The 15,072-nt window shown below is 72.1% G+C and carries 17 protein-coding genes; 6 read left to right on the top strand and 11 right to left on the bottom strand.

Features of this window, described 5'->3' with window-relative positions; all coding sequences use genetic code 11:
- Positions 1 to 772: 772 nt before the first annotated feature.
- Entirely contained in the window at positions 773 to 1,783 is a 1,011-nt protein-coding gene (trpS, locus tag BUE44_RS27670; RefSeq protein WP_073501723.1) for a tryptophan--tRNA ligase, read from the top strand.
- An 11-nt stretch (positions 1,784 to 1,794) separates the two neighbouring features.
- Here trpS and proC read toward each other — a convergent pair whose 3' ends face one another.
- The 3 genes from proC to BUE44_RS27655 are packed head-to-tail and all read right to left on the bottom strand — an operon-like array spanning position 1,795 to position 4,213.
- Complete coding sequence (gene proC, locus BUE44_RS27665) at positions 1,795 to 2,604, bottom strand: pyrroline-5-carboxylate reductase (protein WP_073501722.1); 810 nt, start codon at positions 2,602 to 2,604, stop codon at positions 1,795 to 1,797.
- Positions 2,605 to 2,657: 53 nt separating this feature from the next.
- A complete protein-coding gene (locus BUE44_RS27660; RefSeq protein WP_073501721.1) occupies positions 2,658 to 3,395 on the bottom strand; it encodes an ABC transporter permease in 738 nt (245 codons plus the stop codon).
- On the bottom strand, positions 3,392 to 4,213 hold the full coding sequence (locus BUE44_RS27655) for an ABC transporter ATP-binding protein (RefSeq protein WP_407640066.1): 822 nt from the start codon (positions 4,211 to 4,213) through the stop codon (positions 3,392 to 3,394). Before BUE44_RS27655 ends, BUE44_RS27660 begins: the two co-directional genes overlap by 4 nt.
- A gap of 154 nt (positions 4,214 to 4,367) precedes the next feature.
- Here BUE44_RS27655 and BUE44_RS27650 point away from each other — a divergent pair, with 154 nt between their 5' ends.
- From BUE44_RS27650 to BUE44_RS27640, 3 genes are all read left to right on the top strand, one after another.
- Positions 4,368 to 4,982, top strand: a complete 615-nt coding sequence (locus tag BUE44_RS27650) for a helix-turn-helix domain-containing protein (RefSeq protein ID WP_073501743.1) — start codon at positions 4,368 to 4,370, stop codon at positions 4,980 to 4,982.
- Positions 4,979 to 5,917, top strand: coding sequence for an SDR family oxidoreductase (locus tag BUE44_RS27645; protein WP_073501719.1), 939 nt, complete (start codon positions 4,979 to 4,981; stop codon positions 5,915 to 5,917). Before BUE44_RS27650 ends, BUE44_RS27645 begins: the two co-directional genes overlap by 4 nt.
- A gap of 232 nt (positions 5,918 to 6,149) precedes the next feature.
- Positions 6,150 to 6,617 (top strand): hypothetical protein, encoded by a 468-nt coding sequence (locus BUE44_RS27640; RefSeq protein WP_143172594.1) that lies wholly within the window; start codon positions 6,150 to 6,152, stop codon positions 6,615 to 6,617.
- A 214-nt stretch (positions 6,618 to 6,831) separates the two neighbouring features.
- Here the strand turns inward: BUE44_RS27640 and BUE44_RS38840 are convergent, their stop codons facing one another.
- Positions 6,832 to 7,125, bottom strand: a complete 294-nt coding sequence (locus BUE44_RS38840; protein WP_235002509.1) for a hypothetical protein — start codon at positions 7,123 to 7,125, stop codon at positions 6,832 to 6,834.
- Positions 7,126 to 7,157: 32 nt separating this feature from the next.
- A complete protein-coding gene (locus BUE44_RS27630) occupies positions 7,158 to 8,039 on the bottom strand; it encodes an NmrA family NAD(P)-binding protein (protein WP_073501717.1) in 882 nt (293 codons plus the stop codon).
- 102 nt (positions 8,040 to 8,141) lie between these two features.
- Between BUE44_RS27630 and BUE44_RS27625 the strand changes: the two genes are divergently transcribed.
- Positions 8,142 to 8,756, top strand: coding sequence for a TetR/AcrR family transcriptional regulator (locus tag BUE44_RS27625; RefSeq protein WP_073501716.1), 615 nt, complete (start codon positions 8,142 to 8,144; stop codon positions 8,754 to 8,756).
- 45 nt (positions 8,757 to 8,801) lie between these two features.
- On the opposite strand, the gene BUE44_RS37635 is transcribed toward BUE44_RS27625, so the two are convergent.
- From BUE44_RS37635 to BUE44_RS27605, 5 genes are all read right to left on the bottom strand, one after another.
- Positions 8,802 to 8,972, bottom strand: a complete 171-nt coding sequence (locus BUE44_RS37635) for a hypothetical protein (protein ID WP_159450308.1) — start codon at positions 8,970 to 8,972, stop codon at positions 8,802 to 8,804.
- A gap of 21 nt (positions 8,973 to 8,993) precedes the next feature.
- Entirely contained in the window at positions 8,994 to 9,482 is a 489-nt protein-coding gene (locus BUE44_RS27620) for a hypothetical protein (RefSeq protein ID WP_073501715.1), read from the bottom strand.
- A 309-nt stretch (positions 9,483 to 9,791) separates the two neighbouring features.
- Positions 9,792 to 11,042 carry a tyrosine-protein phosphatase gene (locus BUE44_RS27615; protein WP_073501714.1) on the bottom strand — a complete coding sequence of 417 codons (1,251 nt, stop codon included), beginning with the start codon at positions 11,040 to 11,042 and terminating at the stop codon, positions 9,792 to 9,794.
- A gap of 49 nt (positions 11,043 to 11,091) precedes the next feature.
- Positions 11,092 to 11,352: a GlsB/YeaQ/YmgE family stress response membrane protein gene (locus BUE44_RS27610; protein WP_073501713.1), complete on the bottom strand. Its 261-nt coding sequence runs from the start codon at positions 11,350 to 11,352 to the stop codon at positions 11,092 to 11,094.
- Between the two features lie 153 nt (positions 11,353 to 11,505).
- A complete protein-coding gene (locus BUE44_RS27605) occupies positions 11,506 to 11,877 on the bottom strand; it encodes an SSI family serine proteinase inhibitor (protein WP_235002507.1) in 372 nt (123 codons plus the stop codon).
- A 229-nt stretch (positions 11,878 to 12,106) separates the two neighbouring features.
- Here BUE44_RS27605 and BUE44_RS27600 point away from each other — a divergent pair, with 229 nt between their 5' ends.
- Positions 12,107 to 12,982, top strand: a complete 876-nt coding sequence (locus tag BUE44_RS27600) for an SGNH/GDSL hydrolase family protein (protein ID WP_073501741.1) — start codon at positions 12,107 to 12,109, stop codon at positions 12,980 to 12,982.
- 117 nt (positions 12,983 to 13,099) lie between these two features.
- Here BUE44_RS27600 and ilvD read toward each other — a convergent pair whose 3' ends face one another.
- Positions 13,100 to 14,953, bottom strand: coding sequence for a dihydroxy-acid dehydratase (gene ilvD, locus BUE44_RS27595; protein WP_073501740.1), 1,854 nt, complete (start codon positions 14,951 to 14,953; stop codon positions 13,100 to 13,102).
- Between the last annotated feature and the right edge of the window lie 119 nt (positions 14,954 to 15,072).

The raw sequence follows: 15,072 nt of genomic DNA, 5'->3' as shown, positions 1-15,072 counted from the left end.
ATCCCGGTCCACCACGCAAGAGCGGCACCCGAAGAGGAATAATCCCCAGGCGCACAGCGTCCTCGCTATGTGTGTTTTTCTTCAAAGGAACCTCATCACGCACCCACAAAAGGCACGCGACGGGGTATCAACATATCTGGCGTTGACTTTTGGCACGCTGTTGAGTTCTCAAGGAACGGAAGCTTCCTTCGAGACCGTTTCACCGGCCCCTCCGGGCTTTCCCTTCGTGTTTCCGACTCTATCAGACCCTTTCCGGCGCCTGACCCCCAGTCAGCGGGGCTTGTCTTTCCGGCCGTTGGGCCGTTCCGACGAGTGAGACTTTAGCGGAAGTTCGTCGGCCGTTCCAAATCGGCCGGTTTACCTTCTGCCTCCACCCATTCCGGAAACGCACAAGCGGACGACACACGACGTGGCGTCGCGCTCGTACGAATGATTGTTGCGGGATGGCTGTCCGGGAACCGATCAAGATCGGCGCTCACGTCGGACAGCCCGGAGTACGTTACGCAGCTGACCGATGTGTGTCAACTTGGTGCCAGGACCTTCACATCCAGGGGTCAGCCGCTACGCTTGCCGACGTGATGTCGCATACGTGCCGCAACGCCCAGTGGTGGGCCGCCTAGAGGCGGTCCCGGACGCGCGTATGCATCCAACGGCCGCCGCTCAGGCGGCCGTTTTCGTTGTCCACGGCCGTGGTGAGCGGTGGTCTCCCGACGAAGCCCCCGGTCCTGGGGGGACAGACCCCCGGTCCCGGGGGACAGAGGAGACGGCAGTGATGACGCGTATTTTCAGCGGTGTGAAGCCCACCGGGCACCTGACGCTCGGGAACTACCTCGGTGCGCTGCGGCGGTGGGCCGACGAGGACCAGCACCGGGCGGAGTCCCTCTTCTGTGTCGTGGACCTGCACGCGCTCACCGTCGACCACGATCCGGCGCGGGTGCGGCGGCTGAGCCGGCAGGCGGCGAGTCTGCTGCTGGCGACGGGGCTCGACCCCCAGGTGTGCACGGTCTTCGTGCAGAGCCATGTGGACGAGCACGCGCGGCTGTCGTATCTGCTGGAGTGCGTCGCCTCGGACGGGGAGATGCGGCGGATGATCCAGTACAAGGAGAAATCGGCGCGGGCGCAGGCCGCCGGGCAGGGCGTACGGCTGTCGCTGCTGACGTATCCGGTGCTGATGGCGGCGGACATCCTGGCCTACGGGGCCGACGAGGTGCCGGTCGGGGAGGACCAGACGCAGCATGTGGAGCTGACCCGGGACCTGGCGGAGCGGTTCAACCAGCGGTACGGCAGGACGTTCGTCATTCCGCGGGCGACGGAGCCCGCGGTGGCGTCGCGGGTGATGGACCTGCAGGACCCGGCGTCGAAGATGGGGAAGTCGCACGACGCGACAGCCGGGATCGTCTACCTGCTGGACGAGCCGGACGTGGTGGGCAGGAAGGTCATGCGGGCGGTGACGGACAGCGAGCCCGGGGTGACCTACGACCGGCAGGCACGGCCGGGGCTGGCGAACCTGCTGGAAATCCTGGCGTCCTGCACGGGCAAGGAGCCGGCGGCACTGGCGGCGGCGTACGACGCGGGCGGGCAGGGCTTCGGTGTGCTGAAGCGGGACACCGCGGAGGCGGTGGTGGAGCTGCTGCGGCCGCTGCGGGCGCGGCATGCCGAGCTGAGTGCCGATCCCGGCCATGTGGACGCGGTGCTGCGGGAGGGGGCGGCGCGGGCGCGGGCCCTCGCCCGGCCGACCGTGGACGCGGCCTACCGGGCGATCGGGCTGCTGCCGCCGGCCTGAGGGGGCGCGGCTCAGGCGCCGGAGGCCAGCTCGCGGCTGCGGTCACGGGCGGCCTCCAGCGCGGCGAGCAGGGCGGCGCGGACGCCGTGGTTCTCCAGCTCTCGGATGGCGCTGATCGTCGTGCCGGCCGGGGAGGTGACGGCCTCGCGGAGCTTGACCGGGTGCTCGCCGCTGTCGCGGAGCATCACGGCGGCGCCGATCGCGGACTGCACGATGAGGTCGTGGGCCTGGGAGCGGGGCAGCCCGAGCAGGATGCCGGCGTCGGTCATGGCCTCGACCAGGTAGTAGAAGTACGCCGGGCCCGAGCCGGACAGCGCGGTGGCGGCGTCCTGCTGCTTCTCCGGGACCCGCAGGGTCTTGCCGACCGGCTGGAAGATGGCCTCGGTGCGGGCGAGGTGGGCCTCGTCGGCGTACCGCCCCGCGGAGATCACCGACATGCCCTCGTCGACCAGCACGGGGGTGTTGGGCATGACGCGGACGACGGGGGTGCCCTCGGCGAGGCGGTCCTCGAAGAAGGTGGTGGGGATGCCGGCGGCAGCGCTGATGACCAGGCGGTCGGCCGGTACGTGCGGGGCCAGCTCGTCGAGCAGGGCCGACATGTCCTGCGGTTTGACGGCCAGGATCAGCGTGTCGGCGGACTTGGCCGCCTCGGCGTTGTCGACGGGCTCGATGCCGTAGCGGGCGCGCAGCTCGTCGGCCCGGTCCTTGCGGCGGGCGGTGACGAGGAGGTCGGCGGGCGCCCATCCGGCCCGGATCATGCCGGAGAGCAGGGCCTCGCCGATCTTTCCGGTGCCGAGGACGGCGACTGTCTGCTGGGTCATGGGGCCATGATGCCGCGACCGGCCCCGCCGACGCGGCGGCGTCCGCGTATCGGTCAGGCGGTGCGGCGGCGCAGGGTGGCGGCGCCCAGCGCGAGGGCGAGCAGCGCGCAGCCGGCGACGACGGCGAGGTCGCGGACGAAGTCGCCGGTGACACCGGTGTGGTGGGAGACCTGGCTCATGCCGTCGACGGCGTACGACATCGGCAGCGCGTCGGACACCCCGGACAGCACCGGCTGCATGTCGCCGCGCGGTACGAACAGGCCGCAGAGCAGCAGTTGCGGCAGCAGGACGGCGGGCAGGAACTGCACGGCCTGGAACTCGCTGGCGGCGAAGGCGCTGATGAACAGGCCGAGCGCGGTCCCGAGGAAGGCGTCGGCGAGCGCGACGACCAGCAGCAGCCAGGCGGAGCCCGCGACGTTCAGGCCGAGGGCGAGGAAGGTCAGCCCGGTGGCGAGCGCGGCCTGGACGACGGCGACGGCGCCGAAGGCGAGGGCGTAGCCGACGAGCAGGTCGGCCCTGCCCAGCGGCATGGACAGCAGGCGTTCCAGGGTCCCCGAGGTGCGTTCGCGGAGCGTCGCGATGGACGTGACCAGGAACATCGTGACCAGCGGGAAGATGCCGAGCAGGGACGCGCCGGCGGAATCGAAGCTGCGCGGGTCGGCGTCGAAGACGTATTTGAGCAGGGTCAGCAGGACGCAGGGCACGACCAGCATCAGCGCGATGGTGCGCGGGTCGTGGCTGAGCTGGCGCAGGACCCTGCGGGCGGTGGCGAGCGTACGGGCGGGATTCATGACGGGGTCGCCTCCGTGGGAGCTGCGGTGTCGTGGGGGCCGGTCGAGTTTTTCGCGTCGGCGGTGCCTTCGCGCTCGGCCGCGTCGGCCTGGTCGACCAGGTGGAGGAAGGCGTCCTCGACGGTGTAGGACGCGGTGCTGCGGCGCAGCGCGTCGGGGGTGTCGTCGGCGAGCAGTCGGCCGTCGCGCAGGAGAAGCAGGCGGTGGCAGCGTTCGGCTTCGTCCATGACGTGCGAGGAGACCAGGACGGTCGCGCCGCGTTCCTCGGTGAGGCGGTGGAAGAGCCGCCACAGGTCGCGGCGCAGTACCGGGTCGAGGCCGACGGTGGGTTCGTCGAGCACGAGGAGTTCGGGCTCGCCGAGCAGGGCGACGGCCAGCGAGACCCGGCCGCGCTGGCCGCCGGACAGGGTGCCAGTCAGGGCGTCGGCGTGCGAGGTGAGGTCGACGTCGCGCAGGGTGCGGTCGACCGTGGCGGGGCGGTCGCGGCGGTGGATACCGAGGACGGCGGCGTAGTAGTCCAGGTTCTGCCGGGCGGTGAGGTCGGCGTAGACGGAGGGCGCCTGGGTGACGTAGCCGACCTCGGGCCGCAGGGTGCGGTGGCCCGCGGGGCGGCCGAGGACGGTGAGGGTGCCGGTGACCTGCGCCTGGGAGCCGACGACGGCCCGCATGAGGGTGGATTTGCCGCAGCCGCTCGGCCCGAGCAGGCCGGTGATCTGCCCGCGCGGGATCGCGAAGGTGAGGTCGTCGAGCACGGTGCGGCCGCCCCGGACGACGCGGAGGCCGGCCGCCTCGACGGCGGGTTCCGGGTGTTTATTCATCATGGGATGAATAAACACCCGGGGGGCCGTCGCGTCAAGCCCGTTCGCGGGGACACTCGAACGGGTGGTTTAATAAATGAACGGGCATTTATTAATGCTGCCGCCCGCAGCCGCCCGCCGGGGCGGCAACCGCGGGCGCGACCAGGAGGTCCCCATGGCCGGACGCCCCCGCGGGGTCGGCGACGACGTGATCCTGCGCGCCGCCGTCGAGGTGATCGGGCGGGACGGGCCCGCCGGGTTCACGCTCGCCGCGGTCGCCGGGGAGGTCGGGCTGGTCCCCGGCACGGTCGTGCAGCGCTTCGGCTCCAAGCGCGGGCTGCTGCTCGCCCTCGCCGAGCGGTCCGCACGCGACGCCGGCGACCTCGCCACCCGGACGCGGGCCGACCACGGCTCGGCGCTCGCCGCCCTGACCGCACTGGCCGTCAGGACGACCGGCGCCCTCGACTCCCCTGCCCGCTACGCCAACCACCTGGCCTTCCTGTGCGCCGATCTCGCCGACCCCGAGCTCCACGCGCACGCGCTCGCGGTGCACCGGGCGCAGGGCGCCGCCTACGCCGAACTGCTGGCGGAGGCGGCCGCGGCCGGTGAGCTGCGGGCCGGCACCGACCCGGCCGCGCTCGCCGCGACCGTGCAGGCGGTGGTCGCGGGGGCCGGGCTGACCTGGGCGCTGGACCGTGACGGCACGCTCGCGCGACGGCTCGAACGGGAGATCGCGGCGGTTCTCGCACCGCACACCGACGGACGTACGACATCACGGGAGGACGTATGACCACGGACACGGCCAGCAGCCTGAGCAGGGACACGGCCACGGGCACCCGGCCGCTGGCGGGCAGGGTGGCGCTGGTCGCCGGGGGTACGCGGGGCGGCGGGCGGGGCATCGCCGTGGAGCTGGGTGCCGCGGGGGCGACGGTCTACGTGACCGGGCGCAGCAGCCGTACGTCGGGGCCCTCCGACCTGGCCCGGCGGGAGACCGTCGAGGAGACCGCGGAGCAGGTCACGGCCGCCGGCGGCCTGGGCATCGCCGTACGCGCCGACCACAGCGACCCCGAGGACGTACGGGCGCTGGTCGCGCGGATCGCGGCCGAGCAGGACGGCCGGCTCGACGTGCTGGTCAACTGCGTCTGGGGCGGCGACCCGCTCACCGACTGGGAGCACCCGCTGTGGGAGCAGGACCTCGACCGCGGGCTGCGGCTGCTGCGGCAGGCGGTCGAGACGCACGTCATCACCAGCCGTTACGCGCTGCCGCTGCTGGTCGCGCGCGGGCGCGGCCTGGTGGTGGAGGTGACCGACGGCAACACCGCCCGCTACCGGGGCTCCTTCTTCTACGACCTCGCCAAGTCCGCGGTGATCAGGCTCGCGGTCGCGCAGGCCGCCGAACTGCGGCCGCACGGGGTCACGGCGGTCGCCGTGACGCCCGGCTTCCTGCGCTCCGAGGCGATGCTCGACGGCTTCGGGGTGACCGAGGCGAACTGGCGGGACGGGGCCGCGAAGGACCCGAACTTCGCCTACTCCGAGAGCCCGGCCTATCTGGGACGGGCGGTCGCCGCGCTGGCCGCCGACCCGGACGTGCCGGCCAGGACCGGGCAGGCGCTCGCGACCTGGGAGCTGTACAAGGACTACGGCTTCACCGACACCGACGGGACGCAGCCGGACTGGGCCGCGCACTGGGCGCGGAACCTGGCCGCGGAGCACGGCCCGCTCTAGGTCCAACGCCGGAGAGGCCGCGGGGCTTCGTCCGGGCGGTGCCCCCGGGACAGGCCGCACGTCGCCGCCGTCCGATCCGTGCCCGGTCCGCCGGCCGGCAGTCGGCTGGCGCGTGCCGTTCCCCGCGCCTCCTGGCGCCTCCCCCTGCGCGAGGGACCCGCCCCGGGGCATGGGGGGCGGGTCAGGGTCATCCCCTATGGCTTTGCAGGTGGTCCGGGGGGACCGTTGCGGTATGAGTCGTTCATCCCGTGAAATCGCTGTTTCCGGCGCGGAGAAGCGGCAATTGGCCGTGGCGTCCGCGACCCTCGGCCCCTGGCGGCCCGCGGCCGCCGTCGGCGCGCTCGGCGGCGGCGTGTCGCTCGCGCTGCACCTGGTGCACGGGCACTTCGGCCTCGGCATCCTGTCCGGCGCGATCTCGGTCGCGGCCCTGCTCTTCTTCTGCGTCGGCGGTTCCGGCGCGGTGCTCGGCTATTCCTCGCACGGCTCCGGCCGCGACCGGCGCCTGCGGCGCTGGGCCCGCTCGCACCCGTGGCAGGTGGCCGCGGTGCCGGCCGGGCTGATGTTCCTCAGCGACCTCGTCATCCGGCAGGCGCTGACCAGCCAGGGCTTCTTCAGCACCCTGTGGACGGGGCTGTGGCACGGCGCCGTGGTCGCGGCCGTGGTGGGCGCGGTCGGCGTGGTCGGGGCGTCCCGCAAGTAGCGGCTACCGCCGCGGTGGGGCGGGCCGGCCCTCGGCAATATGCCGGCCCGCGGCAATATGCCGAGCTTTGGCAGTGTGCCGGCCCTCGGCAATATGCCGATCCCCGGCCATAGGCGGCGGCGTGGCAATGGGCGCGGTCCTGCCCTCCCCCTGCCCGGGGGTCAGGTGGGAGACCAACCGGAATACACCGGAAACGTGCCGTAGCGAGCTGTGATCAGCCCCGGCGGCGGGCGGCCGGGTCGGATGCGGCGACGTGGGCTGCAACCGAGTCGACGCTGGGGCGGGCGTACCGCTCCAAGGAGCGGACGGAGGCGTGGCGGGAGCGGGCCAGCAGCATCGGGGTGGAGATGCTCCGCTCGGCATCGTGCGTCAGCGCGGAGTGCCGTAGCCGGTGCAGCGTGAAGCCCTCCAGCTCCTCGATGTCCTCCTCGCGGGTGAGGGGGTTGGCCAGCAGCCGGGTGTTCTCCTCGAAGATCTCCTCCGCCCGGCGATAGGACAGGCGGTTCACGATTTGCGTCCGGAATCACCGAGTTGGGGCACTCAGGGTGTCGGTGGAACAGCGACGGCCCGCAAGGATTGCAGGTTGGCTGCCAGGAACTCGTCGAATGTGCGAGCTGGCCGGCCGGTGATATCGCGGACCGTGGTCGTGGTCGTGGCCTGAGCTCCGGCGGCGACCTCCTTGACCAGGAAGGCGAGATCCTCGGCAAATTGGGGCGGCAGGCCCTGGGACTTTACGGCGGCGGCCAGCGAGTCGGGGGGCAGTTCCGTACGACCCACGGGCCGACCCAGCGCGGACGAGATCTTGTCGGCGATCTCGGCGTCGGTGAGCGCCGCAGGGCCGGTAAGGACGAAAGTCCTGCCCTCGCCCAGCGGCCCTGCCAGCAGGACGGCCGCGCAGCCGGCGATGTCGTGGCAGTCGATGTGGGCGACGGGAGCGTCGCCGTAGCGGCCGATCAGGTTTCCGTCAGGGGTGAATGCCTCCGGCGCGATGATGTTCTGCATGAAGCCGGCGGGCTGCAGCAGCGACCACGTGAGACCGGACGCCCTCAGGTACTCCTCGATTTCCCAGTGTGCCCCCTGGGCGAGCTTCGCCCCCTGGCGAGCCTGCCAGACCGACACCTTCACCACGTGCGTGACGCCGGCCCGGCGCGCCGCGTCGATCACGGTCTTCTGCTGACGGATCATCGGCTGCTCCCCGTCCAGCGGCTGGGCGCCGGCGCTGTTGAGGAACAGCCGGTCCGCGCCAACGAGCGCCGCGGCTATCGAATTCGGGTCGTCGAAGTCGCCGACGACGACATCGCAGCCCAGCGCCCGCCCCTTGGCCTCGTCGCGGACCAGCGCCCGAAATGCCGCGCCGTCCTGGCGCAACTGGCGTACCAAGGACCTGCCGATGGAGCCGGTGGCTCCCGTCACCAAGATCACGTAAGTCCTCTCAACGGGTACATCGGCCCCGGAGCACTAACCTGAGGGGGCCTCGAAAAGAGTTAACATGAGGTCGCCTCGAATTAGCAAGGAGCGAAGAAGATGACCGAGCCCCCGCCCCGCCGACCGCGTGCCGACGCTCGGCGCAACCGTGATCGCCTACTGGCCGAGGCCGACGTGGTCTTCCGCCAAGAGGGCACGGACGCGCCCCTGGAGGGCATCGCCCGGCGGGCCGGCGTCGCGATCGGCACGCTGTACGGCCATTTCCCCAACCGCCGCGCCCTCGTCGGCTCACTGCTGCGCGAGCGCAACCAGGCCCTTTTCGACCACGGGCAGGAACTGCTCACCAGCTCCTCGCCCCAGCAGGCGCTCATCCGGTGGGTGTACGCGGTGGTCGAGCACGCGGCCGCCTACCAGGGGCTGGCCGCCGTGCTGGCCGACGGCCTGGGCGACCAGGAGTCCGAACTCCACGCCTCTTGCGTGCACATGACAGAAATTAGTGATCAGTTGATCGCCAGTGCCCGAGCAGCCGGCGCCCTGCGCCAGGACGTGACCGGCGCCGACATCTTCGCCCTGATGAACGCCGCCGCCTGGACCCGTGATCACATGCCCCCCGAGCAGGCGGACCGACTCGTAGCACTGACCATGGACGGCATGCTGACCCTGGCGCCGAGCAGGAACACAACGGCGAAACAAGATCGCAGCCAGAACCCTTGACCATCTGCGGGTCTTCCGAGAGGAGCCTGAGGAGCACGGTCGTCCTCATGACCCGGCCGAGCTCGCGGTACGCCTGGTCGATGTGGTTGCGCTTGGACTCGCGGACACCCGCAGCAGTCCCAGCAGCCGGACCTGCTCGACCTCATCCATCCGCGACACGATCGCCGCGAAGAAGTGCACCAGCGGGCCCACCTGCGGGTGCTGGAGCAGCGCCACGCCGCTGGTCTTGGTGCGGCTCTAGCGCTTGGGCCCGCGCTTGGCCTTGCCGCCCCTGCCCTTGCCGCCCCTGGGGCGGCTCGCCTGCCGGGCGAGGGCCGCCTCGTACTCGCTGCGGTGCAGGGCCTCGCCGGGGGCTTCGGTGAGGGAGCGCACGAAATACGCCAGGAGGGCGCCGATGAAGCCGATCGCGTACAGGCTGTGGTTGTCGTTGGCCTGGCCGGCCGGGCGGCGGGCGCCGAAGCCCTTCCAGGTGCGCTGGAAGGCCAGCACGCTGCACACCGCGAAGCCGACGAAGGCTATGGCGGTGACGAAGGTGCCGATCTTGGCGTCGGCCAGACCCTGGAATCCGAGCCGCAGGACGAAGGCGCCGGCCGCCGCGGCCAGCAGGGACCCGGCCGCCACGGCGGCCCTGCGCCACCGGTAGCCCCGGTCGTGCTCCACCCATGTCGTGCCGAACCACCGGATCTCCTCCGGCAGCGGGCCGGCCTCCGGCCGGGTCTTGGTCATCTCGCTCACCTGACCAATTATGCCGCCCGTCTCCGCCGCATTTGCCCGGACTCCGGCACCGGTCGCCGGAGGAGCCCCAGGCCACGGACCGGACGGCGTAGGCGCCCCGGGCGCCGCACGAGGTGCTCGCCCTCATCGGCCGCGGACTGTCCCCTGCCGAGGCCGCCGACCGGCCGGCCGTCAGCGTCGTCCCCGCGAAGCGTGGCCCGCCTCTTCAGCAGGCCCGGGACCGCGTCCACCGGGTGAGCACGGCCTACGAGGCGGGCCTCGTGACTCCGCCGCCGGGAGGGCGGGCGCGGTGGGCGGTTCTCAGGGCTGCTGCGGCGTGAGCTGCTTCTCCAGCAGGGTGACCGCGTAAGCGGCCTTGCGGGCGCCGGATTTCGCGGGCTGCTCGCCGACGACCTGGTAGCCGGCCGCCTCGTAGTAGGTGCGCAGGGCGGGGTTGGTGGCGAGGCAGTCGAGGCGGCACAGCGAGCGGCCCGCTTCGGCGATACGGCGTTCCGCCTCGGCGAGGAGGCGGCGGCCGGTGCCGGGCGGGGCGGTGGCGCGGTCGGTCATCAGGCGGTGGACGTATCCGGCGGCGCCGGGCCTGGTGCCCCAGGCCGCGGGGTCCTGCCACCACAGCTCCCAGGCGCCGGCGACCGGGCCGTCGGGGCCGAGGGTGGCGATCCAGACCTCGCCGTCGGCGAGGCGGGCGCGGAAGTGGTCCTCGCCCAGCTCGCCCGGCTGCCACTGGTCGATGCCGCGGGCGAGCTGCCAGCGGGCGGCGGCGTCGCGCAGGCCGACCAGGACCGGCAGGTCGGCATCGTCGGCGCGGCGGAAGGCGAGCACGGGTTCGAGCAGGTTGCGGCGCAGGGCGGCGATCAGCTCCGCGTCGACGCCCAACTGCTCGGCCGCGTACGCCTGCACGGACCCGTACGTCCGCGCCATCGACGCGAGGAAGAGCCGCATGACGTCGGCGGGCGCGTGGGGGTATGCGGGCCAGCGCGGCGACTCGCCGCCGTGGTCGGCGCGCCAGTCGGTGAGCAGGCGCTCGGTGGCCAGTTCGGTGAGGGCGTAGTCCTCGACGATGACGTCCTCCGCCACTCCCAGCAAGGCCAGGATCATGGCGGCGAGTTGACCGGTGCGGTCCTTGCCGGAGGCGCAGTGGAAGACCACGGGGCCGGCGTCCGGGGCGGCGATGACGTCCAGCGCCTGCCGTATCTCCTTGACGCCGTCCTGCGCGACCTCCAGGTAGCGCTCGGCCAGGTAGGGCCCGATCTGCACCTCGGGCTCCTGCGACGACTGGTCGTAGAACCGGTGCTCGATGCTGAGGTTGTGGTACGCGAAGGCCGGGTGCTCGGGCACCCGGCCTTTCGCCTCGATCTCCCACGGGTACCGCAGGTCGATGACCGCGGTGACCCCCAGGTCGAGAAAGCGGTCCCAGTCGGCCCCGCCGAGTTTGCCGAGCGAGTCGGAGCGGAAGAGCCGTCCCCATCGCACGACCTGACCGTCGGCGGTCGGGTAACCGCCGAGGTCACGGAAGTTGTGCAGCCGTTCGAAAGATATATGCCTGCTCATGGACGGCACCCTACGTCCCGGTGGGGACGCGGGCCGCCCTCGGCCGGGCTCAGACCCGGCGCCGGCCGTATGCGGGCGTGACCAGGGCGATCAGCACCGCGGCGACGCCGATCTGCAGGGCGTGGCGCACCCAGTCGACCCCGTTGGTGTCGGCGACGCCGAACGCGGAGGCCACGCCGTTGCCCACCAGGCCGCCGATGACGCCCAGCAGGATCGTCAGCCACAGCGGGATGGGCTGGCGCCCGGGCAGGACGAGCTTGGCCAGCAGGCCGATGATCAGGCCCGCGACGATTGCCCAGAGGAATGACATGTCTGCCGCCTCTCGTGTCTTTGCCCCGGGTCCGTTTCGGGGCCTGAACGCCGCTTTCCCCGCTACCTCGGAAGCACGCCTTCCGGAATCGAACGCCCGGCGGATTCGTCCCGCACGGGCCCGAGTTCGGGGCGCGCCGAGGCGGGCCCCGCGCTAAGCGAAGGCGAAGACCGGGCCGGTCGCGGCCCGCAGGACGCAGGAGTTGGCGAACTTCTTGCGCCAGTGCACGGGTTGGCCGCGGAATTCGCCCTCGGCGGTGACCGTGACCGGCTGGTAGGGGACCCGGCAGACGGCCGGCTGGCCGGGCAGCGCGTCGAAGTCACCGTTCGCGGCGGACAGCGCGGTGCACGCCGGGAGGCGGAGCGGGTGGGTGCCGCGCGGTACCTGGTCGCAGTTCAGGGTCGCGGTGCGGGTGGCGGCGGTCAGCACGAGGCCCTGCCCCGGGGCGGGGGTCGTCGGCGCGGCACCCGGGCCCATCGCGGCGAGCAGCGCAGCCGACGCGGCGGCCAGCATGATCTCTTTCACGGCCACCACGACACCGCATGCGCGGGCTGTTCCGGGCGCGCCACACCCGGGGTGCCCCTCGAAGGGGGTACGCCGGGCCGGAAACACCGGCGGGCGTCCGACACGGTGCGCGGAGCATTGACCACAGACTGACCAGTCAGTAACTTCTGCCGAGCACCAGTGACTTCCCCCCATCTCGCCCGATACCCGCACCAATCGGCGCCAGTGTCAAAGGAGACAGCAGATGTCGATGCGCATCCGAGTTCGTGGAACGCGCCGGTTGGCGGCCGTTCTCGCCGCCGGCACCCTGGCCGTGCTCGGCCTGAACGGCCCGGCGGCGGACGCCTCACCGCAGTCGTACGTGGCGATGGGCGACAGCTACAGCGCCGGGTCCGGCATCCTGCCGCTCGACCCGGACGCGTCGCTGCTGTGCGTGCGCTCCACCGCCGACTACCCGCACGTGCTCGCCGCCCGCGCCGGGCTCGCGCTGACCGACGTCACCTGCGGCGGCGCCGAGACCAAGGACTTCGCCGGGTCCCAATACCCGGGCGTGGCACCGCAGTTGGACGCGCTGAGCAGCAGTACGGGCCTGGTCACGATGACGATCGGCGGCAACGACAACAACACCTTCATCGACGCCATCCTGGCCTGCGGCTCCGCCGGCGTCGCGACGCTCGGCTTCGGGCACCCCTGCCAGAGCCTGTACGGGAGTTCCTTCGACGACCAGGTCGACACCGGCACCTACCAGGCCCTGAAGTCGGCGTTCGCCGCCGTCCGCGCCAAGGCGCCGAACGCGCGGGTCGCGGTCCTCGGCTACCCCTGGATCGTGCCGGCCGCCGCCGTCCCCGGCTGCTTCGCGAAGCTGCCGATCGCCTCCGGTGACGTGCCGTACCTGCGCGACCTGCAGACCCACCTCAACTCGGCGGTGCGGCGCGCGGCCGCCGCGACCGGCGCCACGTACGTGGACGTCTCCGGGGTGTCGGAAGGCCATGACGCCTGCCAGCCGATCGGCACCCGGTGGATCGAACCCATCCTGTTCGGCACCAACTTCGTACCCGTGCACCCCAACGCCCTGGGCGAGTCCAGGCTCGCCGACCGCACGGCGGCCGTCCTCGGCCTGAGCTGACAGCCCGGACCGGCAGGTGGGAACCGGCTGCCGGCAGCGGAAAGCCGCCCCGGGAAGACCCGGGGCGGCTACAGGCAAAGCGCAGCAGGCAACCCGCGGCAGGGAGCCGAAAGCCGCTCAGCCTTCGAGCTTGGAGATGTCCCGCACCGCGCCCCGGTCCGCGCTGGTGGCCATCGCCGCGTACGCCCGCAGCGCCGTCGACACCTTGCGCTCGCGGTCCCGCGGGGCGTACACGCCGCCGAGGGCCTCCCGCCGGGACGCCAACTCCTCGTCGGAGACCAGCAGTTCCATCGACCGCGCCGGGATGTCGATCCGGATGCGGTCGCCGTCCCTGACCAGGGCGATGGTGCCGCCGGAGGCCGCCTCCGGCGAGGCGTGGCCGATGGACAGGCCCGAAGTGCCGCCGGAGAAGCGGCCGTCGGTGATCAGGGCGCAGGACTTCCCGAGGCCGCGGCCCTTCAGGTACGAGGTCGGGTAGAGCATCTCCTGCATGCCGGGGCCGCCGCGGGGGCCCTCGTAGCGGATGACGATGACGTCGCCGGGCTGGATCTCCTTGCGGAGGATCTTCTCGACGGCCTCCTCCTGGGACTCGCAGACCACCGCGGGACCCTCGAAGGTCCAGATGGACTCGTCGACGCCCGCGGTCTTCACGACGGCGCCGTCCACGGCCAGGTTGCCGCGGAGCACGGCGAGTCCGCCGTCCTGGGAGTAGGCGTGCTCGACGTCGCGGATGCAGCCGCCCGCCGCGTCGGTGTCGAGGGTGTCCCAGCGCTCGGACTGGGAGAAGGCCTGCGCGGAGCGGACGCAGCCGGGGGCCGCGTGCCACATCTCGACGGCGGCCTCGGACGGGGAGCCGCCGCGGACGTCCCAGGTCTCCAGCCACTCCTTGATGGAGCGGGAGTGGACGGTGTGCACGTCCTCGTTGAGCAGGCCGCCGCGGTAGAGCTCGCCGAGGATCGCCGGGATGCCGCCGGCCCGGTGCACGTCCTCCATGTAGTACGTGCCGCCGGGCGCCACGTTCGGCGCGACCTTGGCCAGGCACGGCACCCGGCGCGAGACGGCGTCGATGTCGGTCAGGCCGTAGTCCAGCTCGGCCTCCTGCGCGGCGGCCAGCAGGTGCAGGATGGTGTTGGTCGAGCCGCCCATGGCGATGTCCAGCGCCATGGCGTTCTCGAACGCGGCCCGGGTCGCGATGGCCCGCGGCAGCACGGACGCGTCGTCCTGTTCGTAGTGGCGCCGGGTCAGCTCGACGACCGTACGGCCGGCGTTCTCGTACAGCGCCTTGCGTGCGGTGTGGGTGGCCAGCACCGAGCCGTTGCCCGGCAGGGCCAGGCCCATCGCCTCGGTCAGGCAGTTCATCGAGTTCGCGGTGAACATCCCGGAACAGGACCCGCAGGTCGGGCAGGCGTTCTCCTCGATACGGAGGATGTCGGCGTCCGAGACGTTCTCGTCGACGGCGTCGGCGATGGCGTTGATCAGGTCGAGCTTGCGGACCGTGCCGTCGACCAGGGTCGCGCGCCCGGCCTCCATGGGGCCGCCGGAGACGAAGACGGTGGGGATGTTCAGCCGCAGGGCGGCCATCAGCATGCCCGGGGTGATCTTGTCGCAGTTGGAGATGCAGATCAGCGCGTCGGCGCAGTGCGCCTCCACCATGTACTCGACCGAGTCGGCGATCAGGTCGCGGGACGGCAGGGAGTAGAGCATGCCGCCGTGGCCCATGGCGATGCCGTCGTCCACCGCGATGGTGTTGAACTCGCGCGGGACCGCGCCCGCCGCCTTGATCGCCGCGGAGACGATCCGGCCGACCGGCTGGAGGTGGGTGTGCCCGGGTACGAACTCGGTGAAGCTGTTGGCCACCGCGACGATCGGCTTGCCGATGTCGGCGTTGTCCACACCGGACGCGCGCATCAGTGCACGGGCGCCTGCCATGTTGCGGCCGTGGGTGACCGTACGTGACCTCAGCTCGGGCACGGTGTCCACTCCCTTGGTTTCACTCGGCTCGTACGCGGCCGCGACGCGCGACCGTGCCGTCGAGCGTACGCCCGTCGCCCAGGATCCGGACAACTCGTCCGGATGGCGGAAACCGTGTC

The sequence above is a fragment of the Actinacidiphila paucisporea genome (genome assembly GCF_900142575.1).
GTDB classification, from domain to species: Bacteria; Actinomycetota; Actinomycetes; order Streptomycetales; family Streptomycetaceae; genus Actinacidiphila; species Actinacidiphila paucisporea.
The sequence above is the reverse complement of the archived record's forward strand: the minus strand, read 5'-3'. Positions and strand labels throughout refer to the sequence as shown.

Coding starts and splice junctions, on each gene's coding strand:
- BUE44_RS27625 (WP_073501716.1), top strand. CDS start 8,142: ATGACCGAGCCCCCGCCCCGCCGACCGCGTGCCGACGCTCGGCGCAAC.
- BUE44_RS27660 (WP_073501721.1), bottom strand. CDS start 3,395: ATGAATCCCGCCCGTACGCTCGCCACCGCCCGCAGGGTCCTGCGCCAG.
- BUE44_RS27615 (WP_073501714.1), bottom strand. CDS start 11,042: ATGAGCAGGCATATATCTTTCGAACGGCTGCACAACTTCCGTGACCTC.
- BUE44_RS27620 (WP_073501715.1), bottom strand. CDS start 9,482: ATGACCAAGACCCGGCCGGAGGCCGGCCCGCTGCCGGAGGAGATCCGG.
- BUE44_RS27645 (WP_073501719.1), top strand. CDS start 4,979: ATGACCACGGACACGGCCAGCAGCCTGAGCAGGGACACGGCCACGGGC.
- BUE44_RS27640 (WP_143172594.1), top strand. CDS start 6,150: ATGAGTCGTTCATCCCGTGAAATCGCTGTTTCCGGCGCGGAGAAGCGG.
- BUE44_RS27650 (WP_073501743.1), top strand. CDS start 4,368: ATGGCCGGACGCCCCCGCGGGGTCGGCGACGACGTGATCCTGCGCGCC.
- BUE44_RS27600 (WP_073501741.1), top strand. CDS start 12,107: ATGCGCATCCGAGTTCGTGGAACGCGCCGGTTGGCGGCCGTTCTCGCC.
- proC (WP_073501722.1), bottom strand. CDS start 2,604: ATGACCCAGCAGACAGTCGCCGTCCTCGGCACCGGAAAGATCGGCGAG.
- BUE44_RS27655 (WP_407640066.1), bottom strand. CDS start 4,213: ATGAATAAACACCCGGAACCCGCCGTCGAGGCGGCCGGCCTCCGCGTC.
- BUE44_RS27610 (WP_073501713.1), bottom strand. CDS start 11,352: ATGTCATTCCTCTGGGCAATCGTCGCGGGCCTGATCATCGGCCTGCTG.
- trpS (WP_073501723.1), top strand. CDS start 773: ATGACGCGTATTTTCAGCGGTGTGAAGCCCACCGGGCACCTGACGCTC.